Source organism: Streptosporangium sp. NPDC050284 (assembly GCF_044459525.1).
Taxonomy (GTDB): domain Bacteria; phylum Actinomycetota; class Actinomycetes; order Streptosporangiales; family Streptosporangiaceae; genus Streptosporangium.
Window position 1 is genome coordinate 775,687 of sequence record NZ_JBITIZ010000001.1, and the last position, 18,274, is coordinate 793,960.

The window sequence follows — 18,274 nt, forward strand, 5'->3', positions numbered from 1 at the left end:
TCACGTCGATCCACGCAGGAACAGAATACCCAGCGATGATTCGTCCTGCTCGTCGCGGTGCGGTAGAAAAGCCAGGTGGAGTCCTTGAAGCTGGGATCACTGGAGGTGTGGCCGCCGGTCGTCCTCGCCCCGATGGCCGGGGTCACCAACGCGCCCTTCCGCACCCTTTGCCGGGAGCAGGGCGGCGGGTTGTTCGTCTGCGAGATGATCACGACGCGGGCACTGGTGGAGCGCAACCCCAAGACCCTGAAGATGATCCGGTTCGAGCCCGAGGAGAGCCCCCGCAGCCTCCAGCTGTACGGGATCGACCCGGTGACCGTCGGCAGGGCCGTCCGCATGATCGCGCAGGAGGACCTGGCCGATCACGTCGACCTCAACTTCGGCTGCCCGGTGCCCAAGGTGACCCGCAAGGGCGGTGGCTCCGCGCTGCCGTACAAGCGGAACCTGTTCCGGTCGATCCTGCGCGAGGCCGTGGGCAACGCGGGGACGCTGCCGGTGACCGTGAAGATGCGCAAGGGCATCGACGACGACCACCTGACCTACCTGGACGCCGGGCGGATCGCCGTCGAGGAGGGCGTCTCCGCGATCGCGCTGCACGGCCGCACCGCGATCCAGCACTACGGCGGCATCGCCGACTGGGAGGCGATCGCGCGGCTCAAGGAGAGCGTGACGGAGATCCCCGTGCTCGGAAACGGCGACATCTGGAGCGCCGCCGACGCGCGCCGCATGATGGACGAGACCGGGTGCGACGGCGTCGTGGTGGGCCGGGGCTGCCTGGGGCGCCCGTGGCTGTTCGCGGACCTGGCGACCATGTGCGAGGGCGGCGAGGAGCGGCGCAGGCCCCTGCTGGGCGAGGTCGCCGCGACGATGGACCGGCACGCGACCCTGATGGCCGAGTGCTTCGAGAGCGAGCGGCACGCGGTGGTCGACTTCCGCAAGCACGTCGGCTGGTATCTCAAGGGCTTCACCGTCGGTGCCGCCCTCCGCCGCCGCCTGGCCACCTCGGAGAGCCTGTCGGACCTGCGCGAGGGTCTCGCCGAACTCGACGCCGCCCAGCCGTGGCCCGACGGCGTGGACACCCCCCGGGGCAAGACCAACCCGCGCGACCGCGTCCACCTGCCCGCCGGGTGGCTGGACGATCCCTATGATCTCGCGGTTCCCAGCGCCGACGCCGAGAGCGACACCTCGGGCGGCTGACGGCGCCGGGGCGGCGCTCGGAGCGCCGGGCCACCGGGCCGGGTGGCCGCCGGACTCCGTACGGGACGGCCAATCGGCGCCCCCGCCACCGCCCATCGCGCCTGCTCCCGGTGCCGCGCGCCACGCGGGGCACCGGGAGGCCCACAGCCGCCTCCCGTCTCGGCCCGAAGCCGTGTCGTGCCCCCGTTCCCGGGTATTCCGAGTCATGTGAACATGTGGGGCAAGAGAGACGACATGGTGGTCCACGGGAGCGAGCCGTACAACGCCGAGGCTCCGCCGGGCGCCCTGGCCGATCACATCCTCACCCCGCTCGACACCTTCTACAGCCGCAACCACGGTCCCGTCCCCGACCTGGATCCGACATCCTGGCGCCTGAGGGTGGACGGCCTGGTCGAGTGCCCGCTGACGCTGTCGCTGGAGGAGCTGCGTTCCGAGTTCTCCGAGGTCACGCTGGTGGCGACCCTGCAGTGCGCGGGCAACCGCCGTGCCGGTCTGGTCGAGGTCCGCGACATTCCCGGTGAGGATCCGTGGGGGCCCGGAGCCACCTCGACCGCGCGTTGGAGCGGTGTCGGCCTGGCCGAGGTCCTCGCCCGCGCCGGGCTGTTTCCCGGGGCCGCGCACATCGCCTTCGCCGCCCCCGATGTCTCCGAACTCGCCGATCCACCCCAGCCCTACGGTGCCTCCATCCCCGTGGCCAAGGCCGTCGGCGGGGACGTCTTGCTGGCCTGGGCCATGAACGACCGGCCGCTGCCCCGGGCACACGGCGCCCCGCTCCGCGTCGTGGTCCCCGGCTGGATCGGCGCCCGCAGCGTCAAATGGCTTCAGCGCGTCACCGCGCGGGAGGAGCCCTCTGACAACTACTTCCAGGCCACCGCCTACCGTCTCCTGCCCCCCGAGGCCGACCCCGCCAAGGCGGGGCCCGGTGACGGCATCTCCCTGGGACCAGTCGTCCTCAACACCGCGATCCTGAGCCCCGGCGACGGCGCCCGCACGTGGCCGGGCCTCACCCGGATCACCGGTTACGCCTACGCCGGGGACGGCCGTACCGTCGCCCGCGTCGACGTCTCCCTCGACGGGGGCGACACCTGGATGCAGGCCGACCTCGGCGAGCAGGTGGGCCCCTGGGCGTGGCGGCACTGGCACACCACCGTCGAACTGGGGGAGGGCGAGACCGTGATCGTCGCCCGCGCGTGGGACAGCGCCGGTGCCACCCAGCCGGAATCGCCCCGGCACGTGTGGAATCCCAAGGGGTACGCCAACACCTCCTGGTCTCGCGCCCGCGTCACCTGCGCCCCCTGAGGGCGCGCATCGACCGCCTGCGCACCGGCGGCGACTCGCTGGAGTGGCTGGCGCTCACCATCGGGCAGCTCGGCCTGGACTTCACCGTACGGGAGCCGCCAGAGCTGATCGACCACATCCGGACGCTGACCGCCCGACTTCAAGCCTCGACGGAGCCGCCGCTGCGCCAGTAGACGTTGCTCTCCCTGCTGAGCATGCCCTCGTCGACCAGGTAGCGGCGCAGGGCCGCGTAGTCGTCGTGGAAGGCGCGCAGCGCGACGTTGACCTCCTTCTCCGGGTAGCGGACTCCCGGCTCGAAGACCTGGACCACGTAGTCGAGCACGACCAGTTGCTTGTCGCGCTTGGTGGGGATCGCCCGCAGTCGTCCCTCGACGAGGAAGGACTGCAGAACCCTCTCCTCGGGGGAGGCCGGGGTGGCGGGTCTCGCTGTGGCGTGCAGCAGCTCACGGAAGCGCTCGCGCCGCACCTCCCACTCGCCGCCCTCTCCCCGTACGGCCAGCCCGCCGCGTTCCAGGCGGTCCAGCGCGCGCCTGACCGCCTCCCTGTCGAGCCCGGACTCCTCCTCCGGCTTGCCGCCCAGCACCAGGGCGGCCAGCACCCTCAACGTGTCTTCCTGGTACAGCAGGCCCAGCACCTGCCTGATCGCTTCGTCGCTCATCCGGTCATTCTTGTCGGTCCCGCCTGATATTTCTGCGCGCACGGGCGGTCTCCTACGCTGAGCGCCCCTGCCGGCGCCGGCAGGGACGTGGCGAGGACGGTTCAGAGGCGGTTCAGAGGCGGTTCAGGCCGATGACGTGGACCACCGCGCGGCCCTCCTCGTCGGAGGCGGCGAGGTCCACCTGTGCGTCGATGCCCCAGTCGCCGTCGCCCGCGGGGTCGGAGATGACCTGGCGGACGCGCCAGAACTCCTTCTCCTCCTCGATGCGGAGCAGGCCGGGGCCGCGGGCGTCCGGGCCGGTGCCGATCTCCTCGTGGTCGTCGTAGTAGGCGTCGAGCGCGGCGCCCCAGTCGACGTCGGGTGCCAGCTGCTCCAGCTCCTGCTCGTTCTCCAGGGCGGCGAGCTCAATCAGGCGGAACATCGCGTTGCGGACCAGCACGCGGAACGCGCGGGTGTTGGCGGTGACGGGCTTGGTGCTCTCCTCCAGCGAGGGCGCCTCCAGCTCCCCGGTCGGGTTCTGCAGCTGCTCCCACTCGTCCAGAAGGCTGGAGTCGACCTGGCGGACCAGCTCGCCGAGCCACTCGATGAGGTCGACCAGGTCCTCGGTCTTGAGGTGTTCGGGGATGGTCCGCGACAGGGTGCGGTAGGCGTCGGCGAGATAGCGCAGTACGGTGCCCTCCGAGCGGGTCAGCTCGTAGAACTGCACGTAGTCGGCGAAGGTCATCGCCCGCTCGTACATGTCGCGGACGACGCCCTTGGGGCTCACCGTGTAGTCGCCCACCCAGGGGTGGCCGCGCCGGTAGGTCTCGTACGCGCCCAGCAGCAGGTCGGCGAGCGGCATCGGATAGGTGACCTCGGCCAGGAGCTCCATCCGCTCCTCGTACTCGATGCCGTCGGCCTTCATCAGTGCCACCGCCTCGCCGCGCGCCTTGTTGAGCTGCGCGGACAGGATCTGGCGGGGATCGTCGAGGATGGACTCGATGATCGAGACCATGTCCAGGGCGTAGTTCGGCGACTCCATGTCGAGGAGTTCCAGGGTGGCGAGCGCGAAGGTGGACAGCGCCTGGTTCAGCGCGAAGTCCTCCTGCAGGTCGACGGTGAGGCGGGCCATCCGGCCGTGCTCGTCGGGCTCGCTCAGCTTCTCCACCACGCCTCCGGCCAGCAGCGACCGGTAGATCGCGATGGCCTGGCTGATGTGCCGCCGCTGCCACTTGCGGTCCTCGTGGTTGTCGGTGAGCAGGTGGCGCATGGCCGCGTAGCAGTCGCCCGGACGGTTGATCACCGCGAGGAGCATGGCGTTGCTGACCTTGAACCGGGAGTTCAGCGGCTCGGGCTCGGCGGCCTGCAACTTCTCGAAGGTCTCCTCACTCCAGCCGACGAAGCCCTCCGGGGGCTTCTTGCGGGCGAAACCGCGCCGCCGTTTGGGATCGTCGCCGATCTTGGCCAGGGCCTTCTCGTTCTCCACGACGTGGTCGGGGGCCTGGCAGACGACGTAGCCGATGGTGTCGAATCCGGCCCGCCCGGCCCGCCCGGCGATCTGGTGGAACTCGCGGGCGCGCAGCCGCCGCACCTTGTTGCCGTCGTACTTCGACAGCGCGGTGAACAGCACGGTCCTGATCGGGACGTTGACGCCGACGCCGAGCGTGTCGGTGCCGCAGATGACCTTGAGCAGGCCCGCCTGGGCGAGGCGTTCCACCAGGCGGCGGTACTTCGGGAGCATCCCGGCGTGGTGCACGCCGATGCCGTGCCGCACCAGCCGGGAGAGCGCCTTGCCGAACCGGGTGGTGAACCGGAAGTGGCCGATCATGGAGGCGATCGCCTCCTTCTCGGCCTTGGTCGACATGTTGATGCTCATCAGCGCCTGCGCCCGCTCCATGGCCGCGGCCTGGGTGAAGTGGACGACGTAGACGGGGTACTGGTTGGTGGTGAGCATCTCCTCCAGCGTCTCGTGGAGAGGGGTGAGCCGGTAGGAGTAGACGAGCGGGACCGGGCGCTCGGCGTTCTTCACCACCGCGGTGGGCCTGCCGGTGCGCCGGGTCAGGTCCTCCTCGAACCTGGTGACGTCTCCCAGGGTCGCCGACATCAGAATGAACTGGACGTTCGGCAGCTCCAGGAGCGGTACCTGCCAGGCCCAGCCGCGGTCGGGCTCGGAGTAGAAGTGGAACTCGTCCATCACCACCTGGCCGATGTCGGCCGCGGCGCCGTCGCGCAGCGCGACGTTGGCGAGGATCTCCGCGGTGCAGCAGATGATCGGCGCTCCGGGGTTCACGCTCGCGTCGCCGGTCATCATCCCGACGTTCTCGGTGCCGAACACCGCGCACAGGTCGAAGAACTTCTCCGACACCAGCGCCTTGATCGGCGCGGTGTAGAAGGTGCGCACGTCCCTGGTGAGCGCGGTGAAATGGGCTCCGGCGGCGACCAGGCTCTTGCCCGAGCCGGTCGGGGTGGCCAGGATCAGGTTGTTTCCCGACACCACCTCGATAAGAGCCTCCTCCTGCGCCGGGTAGAGGGTCAGCCCTCGCTCGGAGTTCCATTCGACGAAGGCGTCGAAGATGGTGTCGGGGTCGGCGTCGATCTCTTCTGGCAGGCGGTCTACAAGGCTCACGGTTCAATACTGCCGAAGAACTTGAGGTGGTCGGACCGGAGGCGGTCGCGGATCACCTTACATTCCAGGTAAAGTGCGTAACTTTGTGTAGTTATGGCTGCTTTTTCCGGCAGGAATGCTGATCAAATTAGACAACCACGCCGTTGGCTCGTTGGCCCGGCACGCTCGGTACGCCCCGGTGCCCGCGAGACGGGAAGGTCCGGCGAGGTGGGGAGGTGCGGCGGGAGGAGCCGGTGAGCGCCAGGCCCGCCACGATCGCGCCCGCCCCGAGCAGGGGCACCGTCCCCGGGACGAAGCCGGTCACCGTGAACGTGAGCAGACCCAGCCCCACCAGCACGGTGGCCAGCAGGATCCTGACCGGCCCGCCGGTGTACGGCCCCGTCGCGGGAGGCGTCTCGAACCTGGCGAACCCCCGAAGCAGCGGCCACATCGCCAGGGCGAGCATGAGCAACCAGTGGGGCCAGCCGGACAGCCAGGCCGGGGTGCCCGGCTTGGGGGTGGAGATGCCCAGACCCACGACGACCACCGAGACGATGACGAACAGCGCGCTCATGTGCCACAGGTAGAGGGTCATCATCCGGCAGCCGGCCCAGTCCAGAGCCCGCGAGACCCCCGGCCACTCCGCGAAGGGGACGATCCATCGGCGCAGCGCCAGCGCGAGCCCGATCTGGCCCACCCCGACCGAGAGCAGCGCGACCGTGGGGGGTGCCATGTTGGAGACGGAGGCCCCCGGCATCCCGATCATGCTGAGCGGGTAGGGGCCGAAGGCCGTGAGCGCCGCGCCCAGACCGTACCCGGCCAGGGCCAGGACCCAGGGGCGGCCCAGCCGGCCGTCGACATAGAGGAAGCCGAGCTGGTGCACCGCCAGCCAGACCAGCACGATGTTGGGGAAACCGGCGATGTCCAGGCCGCTGGTGAAGCGCAGGACGTCCACTGCCACGGCCCCCGCCGCCAGCGCGACCGGCACCCGCCAGCCGTACACCATGTTGAGCCTGAGCATCGGCGTCGTCGCCGCCACCGCGACGAGATAGATCGCGAGGAACCAGAGCAGCTGCCCGGCCAGTCGTGAGGCCGTCATGACCGGCTGCTCGGGAACGCCGAGCGCGAGGAGCAGGTGGGGCAACGGCAGCCAGACCGCCGCCAGCGGGACCACCGGCCAGGCCAGGCGGCGCAGGCGCCCCGCGAGCCACGCGGGGGTCGCCTCGCCGCGCCTCGCCGCGCTCCGGCGGCTGATCGCGTTGGCCGCGCCCCCCGCGAAGAACACCAGCGGCATCACCTGGCTGAACCACGTGATCATCCATCCGTTCCCCGCGGCCAGCGCGTTACCGGTGGAGATCCGGCCGTCGGCGAAGGAGAGCAGCGGCATGCTCCAGTGCTGGAGCACCACCAGGACCATGCCGAACACGCGGAGCACGTCGACGAACGGATCGCGCGCGGCGCGCGCGGAGGCCGGGCGAGGCGCCGTACGGGGGAGCGGGACGGCTGTCACGGGCGGAGTCGCCACCGAATCCGCGGGAGCCGACAGTGCGGTCGCCGCCGCGGTCACGGGTCGCGGCGCTGTCGGAGTCACCGACGAAGGCGCTGCGGGAGGCGCTGCCGAAACAGGGATCACGGCGGTCAAGGGGATCTCGATTCTCAGGGAGGGCGATCTCCGGGAAGGAGGACGAAAATCGCAGGTGTGACGATGTGAAAAGCCTCCCGCCAGGAGCCCGGCGGCACAGTGACGCCCGCAGCAGTCTTCTCGCCCGATCTCCCCACCGTCCCGGGTAGTGCTGGCCCTACCCCGGTACGCGGGCACACAGGGTCGATCGACGGGGCCGGCCCTCGTAGCGTTGGCGCCATGAGAACCCTCCTCGGCCGCATCGGCACCGACACCCGCTATCTGATCGTGGGTTTCCCGCTTTCCGCCATCTGGTTCGTCCTGATGGTGGCCGGCTTCGCCGCGGGGAGCGGCACGACCGTCGTGTTCGTGGGGCTGCCCATCCTCGCGACGACCCTCCTGGTGGCCAGGGGCTTCGCCGACGTCGAGCGGCGCTGGCTGCCCGAGGTGCTCGGCCGTCCCGTGGCGCGGCCGAGATATCTGCCCGCCCCGGAGGGCGCCGGATGGTTCCGCAGGATGATCAACCCGCTCACCAACGGCCAGTCGTGGCTCGACCTGCTCTACGGCGTCGTGGTCTTCCCGATCTCCATCGTCACCTTCGTGCTGGCGACGGTCTGGTGGGTCGGGACGATCGTCGGTCTCACCTACCCGCTCTACGGGTGGATCATCTACGCCATCCCCGGCAACGACGGAGGACTCGGCAGGCTCCTCGGCCTGGGTGACAGCCTGTGGGTCGATGTGATCATCAACACGACCATCGGCGTGCTCTTCGCCCTCACCCTCCCGGCGATCGTGCGGGGCGCCGCGCTCGTCCAGGCCGGACTCGGCAGGGCGATGCTGACCGGGGTGGCCGAGCTGCACGAGCGCATCGACGACCTGGCCGAGGGCCGGGCCGCCGCGGTGTCGGCCGAGGCCAACGCGCTGCGCCGGCTGGAGCGTGACATCCACGACGGACCTCAGCAGCGCCTGGTCTCCCTGGCGATGGACCTGTCGCGGGCCCAGCGCCAGCTCAAGCGCGACCCGGGGGCCGTCGAACGGATGCTCGGCGAGGCCATCACCTCCACCCGCGACACCCTGGACGAGCTACGCGCCCTCTCGCGCGGTATCGCCCCGCCGATCCTCAGCGACCGCGGCCTGGCCCCGGCGCTCGCCGCGCTCGCCGGCCGTTGCACCGTCCCCGTCGAGCTGGACGTCCAGGTGGTGGGGCGCTTCCCCGCGGCCGTGGAGAACACCGTCTACTTCGTCGTCGCCGAGTCCCTCACCAACGTCGCCAAGCACAGCCAGGCCACGATCTGTACCGTGACGCTGAGCAGGACGGGGGACTTCCTCATGCTGACAATCGGGGATGATGGGGTCGGCGGCGCCCATGTCGCCAAGGGACATGGCCTGTCGGGGCTCGGGGACCGCCTGAAGGCGGTGGACGGCGAGCTGGCGGTCGACTCACCCGTCGGAGGGCCGACGGTCATAGTGGCGGAGGTTCCGTGCGGGTAGTTGTGGCCGATGACGCGGTGCTCATCAGGGAAGGCCTGATCAGGCTCCTGGAGGAGTTCGGCTGCCAGGTGGTCGCGGCGGTGGGTGACGGCGACCGGCTGGTGGAGGCCGTCGCGGAGCACCGGCCCGACGTCTCGGTGGTGGACGTACGAATGCCGCCCGGCTTCACCGACGAGGGGCTGCGGGCGGCGGTGGAGGCGCGCCGGAGGGTTCCCGGCGCGCCGGTGCTGATCCTGTCCCAGTATGTGGAGGTGTCCTATGCCGACGATCTGCTCGCCGACGCCAGGGGCGCGGTGGGATACCTGCTCAAGGACCGCGTCGTGGACGTGGACGACTTCATGGGAGGGCTGCGCACGGTCGCGGCCGGAGGTACGGTCTTCGACCCCCAGGTGGTGGCACAGCTGATGGTGCGACGCCGCCGCGACGATCCCCTCGCCCAGCTCACCCCGCGAGAGCGCGAGGTGCTCGGCCTGATGGCCGAGGGCAGGTCCAACCCGGCCATCGGCCGTCAGCTGGTGGTCAGCGACGGGGCCGTGGAGAAGCACATCCGCAGCATCTTCGCGAAGCTCGGCCTGTACGCCGAGGACGGCGACCAGCACCGCCGTGTCCTCGCGGTCCTGGCCTACCTGCGTTCCTGACCCGTGTTCCCGTACCGCCGCCCTCACACCCGCCCGCACACCCGCGCTTCCGACCGCGAGGAGGAACAGTGATCTCGGTCTTCGGCAGTGCCAACATGGATCTCGTGGCCTACGTCGACGTCGCCCCCGCGCTCGGTGAGACCGTGACCGGCCGCGCCTTCCGCACGGTGCCCGGCGGCAAGGGCGCCAACCAGGCCGTCGCCGCCGCGCGGGCGGGAGCCGGGGTCGCCTTTCTCGGTGCGGTCGGCGACGACGCCTTCGGGACCGAGATGCGGCGTACGCTCACCGAGGCGGGGGTCGACGCGACCCACCTGCGCACGGTCCCCGGCCCCTCCGGCATCGCCCAGATCGTGGTGGACGGCGACGGCGGTAACTCGATCATCGTGGTCCCCGGCGCCAACGGGACCGTGACCGCCCCCTCGGCGGCCGAGATCGAGGTCATCTCCTGTTCCGACATGGTGCTTCTGCAGTTGGAGCTCCCCATCGAGGCCGTCACCGCGGCCGCCAGGGCCGCCCGCGCGGCCGGGACCACCGTCGTCCTCACCCCCGCGCCCGTCCAGCCGCTCCCCGCGGAGCTGCTGGAGGCCGTGGACATCCTGGTGGCGAACGAGCACGAGGCCTCGGCGATCACCGGCCTGGCCGACCACGAGCGAGCCCTGGAGAAACTGAGGGGCTCGGTCGGATGGGTGATCATCACCCTGGGGGCGCGCGGCGTGCTCACCGCCTCGGGCGACGGGCCCGTGGTGCGCGTCGAGGCTCCCACGGTGGCCGTGGTGGACACCACGGCCGCGGGCGACACCTTCGTGGGAGCCCTCGCCGCGGCTCGTGTCGAGCGGCAGCCCGTCGAGCGGGCCGTCCGCTTCGCCACCGCGGCCGCGGGCCTGTCCGTCCAGCGCGCGGGTGCCAGCACCTCTATGCCCACCCGCGCCGAGATCGACGGGAGCCTAGCCGCTGATGAGGGAGGTCTCTGACAGCGTGAGCAGGAACGCCCCCGCGGCGAGCAGCGCGATCGGCCAGGAGCGGCTGATGGCGGACCAGATCGTGGCGGCCAGGAAGCAGACCAGGGCGAGCAGCACGAGAACGTCCACGAGAATCCTCCAAAGGGTCATCCCAGACGATCATCGTCCGGGGTAGGCCCTCACTGCCCCGCGGTCGGCGGAGGTAACACGCCGCGCTTCTGTTTCACAGGAATGGCGATTTCCGCCGTCCCTTTTTTATTGATATATCCGTTTATGCGCTTTCCCAGAGGGCTGCGGCGGCCTCGGCGCAGGCGATGTCCTGGGCAACGGTGCCGCCACTCACGCCGACCGCGCCCACCACCCGGCTCGCCCGGCCCGCCCCGTACCCGTCGCCGGCCCCTCCGAGCGGCACACCCCCGCCGAAGCACACGTACCGATCACCCGCCAGACCGTACAAATCGCCTCCCGGCAGGACCAGCGGCGCGAGGTCGGCGGTCGGCATGCGGTGGGCGAGCGCGGTGTAGGCCTTGCCGGGGGCGAGGACGGATCCGGTGATCCGCGCGTCGTCCATCCGCTGGAACGCGACCAGGTCCCCGCCCGCGTCGACCACGGCGACCGAGATGAGCGCGCCCTCCCGCGCGGCCTGCCTCACCGCGGCCTCACACATGCGCAGCGCGAGTTCCAGGTTCACCGGTCTCCCCACCGTCGCCAAACCGTCTCGAAGGTCGTCGGCATGGACGGCCGGGTGCGCGTGCGCCGCCGTTCTGGTGATGTGAGGTGTCATAACGATGCGACGCCCGCGCGAGCCCTTCGGAGGACCGGAGCGGGCCGGGAGCGTCGTACCGGAAGGGAAATGGCACCGCGGGGCGACACCGGAATCTTGGATAGGATCTGGCGTCTCGCGCGCCCGATCCGACCGACGATGGAGGAGCCGATGCGGGTCCACGACCTGTCCGCCGGGGGTGACGTGCTGGCCCGTGTGCACGACGTGGCCCGCGCGGCGACGCGGTTCCACGGCCTGCCCGACGCCGAGGTCACCCTGGTCAACGTGTCGGAGAACGCCACCTACCGGGTGGACGACCCGGTCTCGGGCACGCGTTCCATCCTGCGGGTGCACCGGCTCGGCTATCACTCCACCCCGGCGATCCTGTCCGAGCTGTCCTGGCTGGAGGCGCTTCGCGAGCAGGCGGGGATCCGTACCCCCCGGGTGATCCCGGCTCCCGACGGCTCCAGGGTGCTGACCGTCCCCGGTCCCGAGCCGCGCGACTGCGTGATGTTCGAGTTCCTGCCCGGCACAGAGCCGCCCCAGGACGATCCGCTGCCCGGCTTCGAGCGGCTCGGCGCCCTCACGGCGCGGATGCACCGGCACGCGCGCGGGTGGTCCCCGCCCGAGGGATTCACCCGTTTCCACTGGGACTACGAGGCCGCTCTCGGCGCCGAGTCGCGGTGGGGCCGCTGGCAGGACGGCCTGGGGATGGACACCGAGGCGCGGGCCGTGCTGGGGCGGCTGGACAAGGAGTTGCGCGAGCGGCTCCACCGCTTCGGCCGCGCCCCCGGACGCTACGGCCTGATCCACGCCGACCTGCGCGCCGCCAACCTGCTCGTGGAGGGCGAGAACCCGCCAGGCGTCATCGACTTCGACGACTGCGGCTTCGGCTGGTACCTCTACGACCTGGCCGCCGCGGTCAGCTTCGTCGAGCACCGTCCCGAGGTTCCCGAGTTGATCGACGCGTGGGTGCGGGGATACCGGACCGTCCTGGACCTTCCGGCCGAGGACGAGGCCGAGATCTGGACGTTCGTAATGTTCCGCCGCCTGCTGCTCGTCGCCTGGATCGGCACCCACACCGGTGCCGACATCGCCGCGGAACTCGGCGCCGGCTACACCGAGGGCACCTGCGAGCTGGCGGAACGCCATCTCGGCGGCTCGCTCCGCTGACCCTGTCGTCGGCTGCCCGTCGCCTTCCCGACTTCCGACCGCCCGGTTGCTTCTTGTCGACCACCCGGTCGACGCCGGTCGGCCGCTCGTCGTCCACCGCCCGCGCTCGCCGGGCCCCGAATCCGTCACCATCCGTCCCTCGCGGGCGCGGCACTCGGGCACGGGGTGTCCGGCGGCGTGGCGCACGGTGATCGCGCGTCCGGAATCGGGAAATCGCCCCTACCCGCCTCCGACCCCTGAAATACCGGAGGCGAATACGAGACGGCACACGCACATCACTGTGTGTGTGATGGATATTCGGATAGCGGGATTCTCTCGTATGGGCACGACACCTTACCGACCGTGACTTTCTGGTTCCAATCTCTGAATCCGGAATGTTTTTCGGCGTCTTCGCCGTGCTCGGTGAGGGGCCGTACGGGGTCAGGACTTCAGCTCGCGCCGGATGTCCTCGTCGTCCGGGGCGAGTTCCAGCGCGCGGGTGAGATCGGCGACCGCCGCCTGGTCGCGTCCGGCGGCGCGCAGCGCCATCGCCCGGTTGAACAGCAGGGCGGGATCGTCCCCGGCGTCGAGTGCCCGGGTGAAGTCCGCGACGGCGCCCTCGGGATCGCCGGTCTCGAACGCCAGCAGCCCTCGGTTCGCCCAGGCGGCGGCGAGCGAGGGGGCGAGTTCCAGGGCGCGGTCGAAGGCGGTGCGCGCCCTGTCGTAGCGGCCCTCGGCGGTCTCCACCTGGCCCAGCGCGCACAACAGGTACGGGTTGACGGGATCGATGGCGAGCCCGGTCTCCGCGTCCGCCCTGGCCGCGGCGTACTCGCCGAGCGCGGCCAGCAGCCCCGCCCGGTTGGCCAGGCCGTCCACGAACTCCGGGTCCAGCTCCAGCGCGTGGTTCAGGTCGGCGAGCGAGCCTCGATGGTCACCAGCGGAGAAACGGATCTCGGCCCGGTTGTAGTAGGGCTCGGGGAAGGGAGGGCCGACCCGCATCGCCGTCTCGTAGTCGGCGACCGCCTCGTCCGTCCGGCCCAGGCGGTGCAGCAGGTTGCCCCGGTCGATGTAGTAGTCGGGATAGCCGGGGTCGGCCGCGATCACCGCGTTCAGATCGTCGAGCGCGGCCGCGGGACGGCCCAGCATCACGGCGAGTTGCGCCCTGTTGGCCAGCAGCACCAGTCGGTGTATCGGGTGCTCGCCGGGCGGCAGGTCGCGATCGGCCAGGGCGACGGCCTGCTGGACCAGCTCCAGCGCCTGGGCGGGACGGCCCCGCCGTACCTCCACCAGCGCCCGGCCGTTGAGGTCGAACCCCAGCTTGAACGCCCGCTCGCGAGGGTCGGGCAGCAGAGAGGAGATGGCGATCGCCTGGTTCACCAGCGCCAGCGCGGCGTCGGGGTCGCGCCGTGCCGGGTCGCGGTGGCGGACCTTCAGCATCCCGGTGGCGTAGGCGGCCGAGGCGTGGACGACGGGGGAGAGGCTCTCGCGCCTGGCCAGGTCGAACAGGGCCTCCGAGTCGTCCTCGCGGCCCAGCGCGGCCAGCGCGGTCGCGGTGCTGTGCAGGAGCCGCCACCACGTCGCGGGGTCGTCGTCGGGGTGGGTGAGGCGCAGGGCACGCTCGCCGAGATCCACCACGGCGTCGTGGTAGCCCTCGTCCAGGCACCACTGCACCGCGAACAGGAGCGCCTCCACCGCCTTCGACGGATCGCCGCCGCGCTCACGGTGGTACGGGATCGCTCCGAGTCGCGCGCCGAGTGTCCCCTCCCTCTCCAGTTCGTCGGCGAGGGCGTCGTGCCGTTCCGCGCCGAGGCTCTCCTCGGGAACGGCACGTTCGCGGGTCAGCACGGTGAGCAGGTCGGCGGGGACACGGCGCCGCAGCACCGTGAGGAGCTCAAGGTCGGTGGGGTCGGCCAGGTCGGTGTTCTCGACGACGAACGTGCGGGCCCCGGTTTCCGACAGGTGCTCACGGACGAACTCGGCCAGGCCGTTGGCCAGGCGCAGCGTGCGGCGCGGGGCGTGTACCAGGATCCGTTCCGCGGCGGGCAGGCTCGCGGCCACCGACCGGCGCCGGGCGGGGATCTGATCGCGCAGGTCAGGCGCGACGGCGCGTAACTCGATGTCGTAGCGGGAGACGAGCTCGGGCCGGGCGGCGGGCAGCAGGGCGGAGACGATCGCGCTCCCGGCGGTGTACGGCCCGCGCAGGCGCCGATCCGCGTCCACTGTGTCCACCGTTGTGTCTACCGTGGGGGGCGGCGGGTCTCCTTGCGGTTGCTGTCCCCGACTCACCGGACTCCTTTAACTCGATTAGTCGATATTTGGTGATATGACTCTACCGGGGAGCCGGCGCCCATCGCTGGACGCCGGATCTACGATTCCGCCTCAGCCGATGTGTTTAGGGCTGGCGGTGCCACTGAGTGCGATGGTGCCAGGCTTGTGAACAATAACACGCTTCATTGCGGGCCTTCCTCACGAATAATAACAAATTGCAAGTATTCGCAGTAATCGCCCATATTGACAAGAAGTATTTCTTATCGTGGCCGGATCCGGACAGTCCTATGGACAGGCGCCGCGCGGTGGTCTCGCTGAGACCGGCCCGTCCGCGATCCGCGCCGGGAGCCGCTGATGTCCCGCCATCCGCTCGCCGCGTGGCGGTCTCGTACGCGCGGTGGGGGCGTGGAGAGCCGGAACGCCCTCGCGCCGGCCGTCGCGGAGGGCTCCCCCGGGGGTGAGACCCTGGTGCGATGAGAGAACCGAGGAGCCGCTGGACGGACATCGCGGGGGGCGACGCCGGGGAGCGGTACGCGGAGAGGTTCGCCCGGCTGGCCGAGTCGGGGGCGGACATGCACGGTGAGGCGCGGCTGTGCGAGGAACTGCTGCCGCCGCCGGCCCGGGTGCTGGACGCCGGGTGCGGCACCGGGCGGGTGGCGATCCGGCTCGCCGAGCTGGGGTACGACTGCGTGGGCGTCGATCTCGACGCGTCCATGCTCGCCGTCGCCCGGAGGGTCGCGCCACGACTGCCCTGGATACTGGCCGACCTCAGCGATCTCGGTGATCTCGGCGGCCTTGGCGATCCCGTGGCGCTCGCGGACCGAACGGATCAGGAGAACCGGATCGTACGGGATGAACGGGATACTTCTATTCAGGGAGGCGAGAAGGGCGGGAGCTTCGACATGGTCGTCGCCGCGGGCAACGTCATCCCCCTGCTCGCCCCCGGGACCGAGGCGCGGACCGTCGCGGGCCTCGCGGCGCTGCTGCGGCCCGGCGGGCTGCTGGTGAGCGGGTTCGGGCTGGACGCCGCCCACCTCCCGCTCGCCTCGGCGACGGTCACCCTGGCCGACTACGACGGCTGGTGCCGGGACTCGGGGCTCTCCCCGCTGAGGCGCCTCGCCACGTGGGAGGGGGCACCCTACGACGGCGGCGGATACGCGGTGAGCGTTCACACGCGCACCCCGGACCGACGGGGCCCGCAGGGGTAGTAACTTCGTCCCATGCGACTGGGCGTTCTCGACATCGGTTCCAATACGGTCCATCTGCTGGTGATGGACGCGCACCGGGGAGCCCGGCCGCTGCCAGCGTACTCCCACAAGGTGGACCTGAGGCTTGCCGAGCACATGGAGGACGGCGACCGCCTGTCCGCGCAAGGCGCCGCGCGGCTTCAGGGGTTCGTCGAGGAGGCGCTGCGGCTCGCCGAGGACAAGGGGGTCGAGGACCTCATGGCCTTCGCGACCTCCGCGGTCAGGGAGTCGGTGAACGGCGAGGAGGTCCTCGCCAGGATCAAGGCCGACACGCAGGTCGACATCGAGGTGCTGTCCGGCCAGGACGAGGCGAGGCTGACGTTCCTGGCCGTGCGCCGCTGGTTCGGGTGGTCGTCCGGGCGGCTGCTGGTGCTGGACATCGGCGGGGGATCACTGGAGATCGCCTCGGGCATCGACGAACAGCCCGATGTCGCGGTGTCGCTCCCGCTGGGGGCGGGCCGGCTCACCCGTAACTGCTTCACCGCCGACCCGCCACCCGCCGAGGAGGTGCGGGCGCTGCGCAGGCACGTACGGACCGAGATCGCCCGCACGGTGGGCAACGTGTCCCGGTACGGTCAGGCCGACCACGCGGTGGCGACGTCCAAGACGTTCAGACAGCTCGCCAGGATCGCCGGGGCCGCTCCCTCGAACGAGGGACCGTCCGTGCGCCGGGTGCTCAGGCACACCGACCTCGTCGGGTGGACCGACCGGCTCATCAAGATGACCACCGGGCAGCGCGCCGAGTTGCCCGGGGTCTCCGAGGCGCGGGCGCCGCAACTGCCGGCCGGGGCGATCGTCGCCGACGCCGCGATGGACCTGTTCGGGGTGAGCCAGCTGGAGGTGTGCCCCTGGGCGCTGCGCGAGGGAGTGATTCTGCGGCGGCTGGACGCGATGCCCGAACGGTAAGGTTTGCCAGGGCGCTCACAGGTAAGAGCGGGTGGTTATGAACACCCCTCAGGCTCACGTGGAAGGGGCCGCTCGTAAAGCGGCCAACAGTCAGACGCTGGACAGGCTGGCACGCGTCGGCATAGCGTGCCGCGGTGTCCTCTACGGCTTGATCGGTTTCCTCGCCCTGCAGATCGCCTTCGGCGGTGGAAGCGGAGGCAAGGAAGCCGACAACAGCGGCGCGATCGAGACGGTGGCCGAGCAGCCGTTCGGGACGTTCCTGCTCTGGCTCATGGTGGTCGGGTTCGTCGCGCTGGTCGCCTGGCAGCTGTCGGAGGCCATCATCGGCCGTGGCCAGACCAAGGACAGGGTGGAGGCCGCCGCACGGGTGGTGGTCTACTCGCTGGTCGTGGCGACGCTGCTCAGCGTGCTGCTGCGCGGCGACTCGGCCTCCTCGTCGGACAGCCAGTCGAAGGACATCACGGCGATGCTGATGGACCTGCCCGCCGGGCAGTTCCTGGTGGGCCTGATGGGGCTGGGTCTGATCGCCCTGGGAGGCTACTGGATCCACAAGGGCTGGAAGAAGAAGTTCCTTGAGGACCTGCGCACCGGAGAGATGCCCGCGAAGGCGCGAGACCTCGCCGAGAAGTTCGGCATGGCCGGCTTCATCGCCCGAGGCACGATCGCCGTGGCCGCCGGTGTCTTCGTCATCCAGGCCGCGATCACCTATGACCCCGACAAGGCCAAGGGCGTCGACTCCACGCTGCGCTCGCTCGCCGACACCCCTGTCGGTCCGTGGCTGCTCGGTGTCATCGCGATCGGTCTGCTGCTGTTCGCGGCCTACTGTTTCTTCGAGGCTCGCTGGCGCCGTCTGTGACGGATGGAGCCGCACGGTACGCCAGGTGCGGACACGCAGGTGAAAGCCGCTCTGGCAAGCCTCACCTGTCTATCCGGTAAGTGATCACATTCCTACTTTTCCGCGACATCTTCCCCGCCGACCTCCGCGTCTTCCCAGAAGTGAACGTCATCGGAGGGGGCGGTATGGACTCGTCGGAGTACGACGGCAGTGAATGGGTTCTCCGCCTGGCGGGGTCCCCGGACCAGGTGGCGAGAGCTCGCCACCTGGTCTCGGTGATCCTGGGGCGAGACCACCCCCTCCACGACGACTGCGTCCTGCTGACGAGTGAGATCGCCACCAACGCGGTGATCCACTCCAGGTCGGGGGACGGCGGGGCGTTCACCGTCACGGTGGTTCGCTTGCCGGCGGGAGTGCGTGTCTCGGTCCAGGACGAAGGCTCCTGCCAGGCCCCCACCGCGAGCCGCGCCTCGGCCGACGCGACAGGGGGCCGGGGCCTGCCCATGCTGGAGACGCTGGCCCACCGCTGGGGCATGGTCAGGGAGGCGGGCTCCAACAGGGTCTGGTTCGAGCTGGAGACGGCCGACCTGCGCACGGGCAGCCTGGCCGCCGCCCGGTAGTCCCGGCGGTACAGGTTGCGGGAGCGCCTCCTCGCT

The 18,274-nt window shown here is 70.7% G+C and carries 17 protein-coding genes; 11 read left to right on the forward strand and 6 right to left on the reverse strand.

The window, feature by feature from the left end; translation table 11 throughout:
* Nucleotides 1–75 precede the first annotated feature (75 nt).
* From dusB to ACIBH4_RS03355, 3 genes are all read left to right on the forward strand, one after another.
* Nucleotides 76–1,197: a tRNA dihydrouridine synthase DusB gene (gene dusB, locus ACIBH4_RS03345; protein ID WP_362765470.1), complete on the forward strand. Its 1,122-nt coding sequence runs from the start codon at nucleotides 76–78 to the stop codon at nucleotides 1,195–1,197.
* A 213-nt stretch (nucleotides 1,198–1,410) separates the two neighbouring features.
* On the forward strand, nucleotides 1,411–2,496 hold the full coding sequence (locus ACIBH4_RS03350; RefSeq protein ID WP_362505420.1) for a sulfite oxidase: 1,086 nt from the start codon (nucleotides 1,411–1,413) through the stop codon (nucleotides 2,494–2,496).
* Nucleotides 2,433–2,669: a hypothetical protein gene (locus ACIBH4_RS03355; protein WP_362505423.1), complete on the forward strand. Its 237-nt coding sequence runs from the start codon at nucleotides 2,433–2,435 to the stop codon at nucleotides 2,667–2,669. The genes ACIBH4_RS03350 and ACIBH4_RS03355 overlap by 64 nt, the downstream gene beginning before the upstream one ends.
* Here ACIBH4_RS03355 and ACIBH4_RS03360 read toward each other — a convergent pair.
* The 3 genes from ACIBH4_RS03360 to ACIBH4_RS03370 form a co-directional block, all read right to left on the reverse strand.
* Nucleotides 2,636–3,154, reverse strand: a complete 519-nt coding sequence (locus ACIBH4_RS03360) for a DUF2087 domain-containing protein (RefSeq protein ID WP_362505426.1) — start codon at nucleotides 3,152–3,154, stop codon at nucleotides 2,636–2,638. The genes ACIBH4_RS03355 and ACIBH4_RS03360 overlap by 34 nt on opposite strands.
* A 112-nt stretch (nucleotides 3,155–3,266) precedes the next feature.
* Entirely contained in the window at nucleotides 3,267–5,759 is a 2,493-nt protein-coding gene (locus ACIBH4_RS03365) for a DUF3516 domain-containing protein (RefSeq protein WP_362505429.1), read from the reverse strand.
* Between the two features lie 127 nt (nucleotides 5,760–5,886).
* On the reverse strand, nucleotides 5,887–7,248 hold the full coding sequence (locus tag ACIBH4_RS03370; RefSeq protein ID WP_362765473.1) for an acyltransferase family protein: 1,362 nt from the start codon (nucleotides 7,246–7,248) through the stop codon (nucleotides 5,887–5,889).
* A 351-nt stretch (nucleotides 7,249–7,599) separates the two neighbouring features.
* Here ACIBH4_RS03370 and ACIBH4_RS03375 point away from each other — a divergent pair, with 351 nt between their 5' ends.
* From ACIBH4_RS03375 to rbsK, 3 genes are all read left to right on the forward strand, one after another.
* Complete coding sequence (locus ACIBH4_RS03375) at nucleotides 7,600–8,850, forward strand: sensor domain-containing protein (RefSeq protein WP_362505434.1); 1,251 nt, start codon at nucleotides 7,600–7,602, stop codon at nucleotides 8,848–8,850.
* On the forward strand, nucleotides 8,841–9,488 hold the full coding sequence (locus ACIBH4_RS03380) for a response regulator transcription factor (RefSeq protein ID WP_350943783.1): 648 nt from the start codon (nucleotides 8,841–8,843) through the stop codon (nucleotides 9,486–9,488). The genes ACIBH4_RS03375 and ACIBH4_RS03380 overlap by 10 nt, the downstream gene beginning before the upstream one ends.
* Before the next feature lie 68 nt (nucleotides 9,489–9,556).
* Nucleotides 9,557–10,459 carry a ribokinase gene (gene rbsK, locus ACIBH4_RS03385; RefSeq protein WP_362765476.1) on the forward strand — a complete coding sequence of 301 codons (903 nt, stop codon included), beginning with the start codon at nucleotides 9,557–9,559 and terminating at the stop codon, nucleotides 10,457–10,459.
* Here rbsK and ACIBH4_RS03390 read toward each other — a convergent pair.
* Together ACIBH4_RS03390 and ACIBH4_RS03395 are read right to left on the reverse strand one after the other, a co-directional pair.
* On the reverse strand, nucleotides 10,433–10,576 hold the full coding sequence (locus ACIBH4_RS03390; protein WP_350943780.1) for a hypothetical protein: 144 nt from the start codon (nucleotides 10,574–10,576) through the stop codon (nucleotides 10,433–10,435). The genes rbsK and ACIBH4_RS03390 overlap by 27 nt on opposite strands.
* Nucleotides 10,577–10,718: 142 nt before the next feature.
* On the reverse strand, nucleotides 10,719–11,138 hold the full coding sequence (locus tag ACIBH4_RS03395) for a heme-binding protein (RefSeq protein WP_362765478.1): 420 nt from the start codon (nucleotides 11,136–11,138) through the stop codon (nucleotides 10,719–10,721).
* Between the two features lie 243 nt (nucleotides 11,139–11,381).
* Between ACIBH4_RS03395 and ACIBH4_RS03400 the strand changes: the two genes are divergently transcribed.
* Complete coding sequence (locus ACIBH4_RS03400; RefSeq protein ID WP_362765481.1) at nucleotides 11,382–12,383, forward strand: phosphotransferase; 1,002 nt, start codon at nucleotides 11,382–11,384, stop codon at nucleotides 12,381–12,383.
* Nucleotides 12,384–12,803: 420 nt separating this feature from the next.
* On the opposite strand, the gene ACIBH4_RS03405 is transcribed toward ACIBH4_RS03400, so the two are convergent.
* Entirely contained in the window at nucleotides 12,804–14,591 is a 1,788-nt protein-coding gene (locus ACIBH4_RS03405; protein ID WP_362765484.1) for a tetratricopeptide repeat protein, read from the reverse strand.
* Between the two features lie 512 nt (nucleotides 14,592–15,103).
* Here ACIBH4_RS03405 and ACIBH4_RS03410 point away from each other — a divergent pair.
* The 4 genes from ACIBH4_RS03410 (at nucleotide 15,104) to ACIBH4_RS03425 (ending at nucleotide 18,238) form a co-directional block, all read left to right on the forward strand.
* Nucleotides 15,104–15,838 carry a methyltransferase domain-containing protein gene (locus ACIBH4_RS03410; protein ID WP_362505450.1) on the forward strand — a complete coding sequence of 245 codons (735 nt, stop codon included), beginning with the start codon at nucleotides 15,104–15,106 and terminating at the stop codon, nucleotides 15,836–15,838.
* Between the two features lie 12 nt (nucleotides 15,839–15,850).
* Nucleotides 15,851–16,783, forward strand: coding sequence for a Ppx/GppA phosphatase family protein (locus ACIBH4_RS03415; RefSeq protein ID WP_362505453.1), 933 nt, complete (start codon nucleotides 15,851–15,853; stop codon nucleotides 16,781–16,783).
* 37 nt (nucleotides 16,784–16,820) lie between these two features.
* Nucleotides 16,821–17,639 carry a DUF1206 domain-containing protein gene (locus ACIBH4_RS03420; RefSeq protein ID WP_362505456.1) on the forward strand — a complete coding sequence of 273 codons (819 nt, stop codon included), beginning with the start codon at nucleotides 16,821–16,823 and terminating at the stop codon, nucleotides 17,637–17,639.
* An 80-nt stretch (nucleotides 17,640–17,719) separates the two neighbouring features.
* Nucleotides 17,720–18,238: an ATP-binding protein gene (locus tag ACIBH4_RS03425; RefSeq protein WP_362765487.1), complete on the forward strand. Its 519-nt coding sequence runs from the start codon at nucleotides 17,720–17,722 to the stop codon at nucleotides 18,236–18,238.
* The last annotated feature ends 36 nt before the right edge of the window (nucleotides 18,239–18,274 follow it).

Bases quoted from the DNA above. Each gene is read 5' to 3' on its own strand.
- ACIBH4_RS03350 (WP_362505420.1), top strand. From the start codon at position 1,411: ATGTGGGGCAAGAGAGACGACATGGTGGTCCACGGGAGCGAGCCGTAC.
- ACIBH4_RS03360 (WP_362505426.1), bottom strand. From the start codon at position 3,154: ATGAGCGACGAAGCGATCAGGCAGGTGCTGGGCCTGCTGTACCAGGAA.
- ACIBH4_RS03375 (WP_362505434.1), top strand. From the start codon at position 7,600: ATGAGAACCCTCCTCGGCCGCATCGGCACCGACACCCGCTATCTGATC.
- ACIBH4_RS03400 (WP_362765481.1), top strand. From the start codon at position 11,382: ATGCGGGTCCACGACCTGTCCGCCGGGGGTGACGTGCTGGCCCGTGTG.
- ACIBH4_RS03410 (WP_362505450.1), top strand. From the start codon at position 15,104: ATGAGAGAACCGAGGAGCCGCTGGACGGACATCGCGGGGGGCGACGCC.
- ACIBH4_RS03415 (WP_362505453.1), top strand. From the start codon at position 15,851: ATGCGACTGGGCGTTCTCGACATCGGTTCCAATACGGTCCATCTGCTG.
- ACIBH4_RS03420 (WP_362505456.1), top strand. From the start codon at position 16,821: ATGAACACCCCTCAGGCTCACGTGGAAGGGGCCGCTCGTAAAGCGGCC.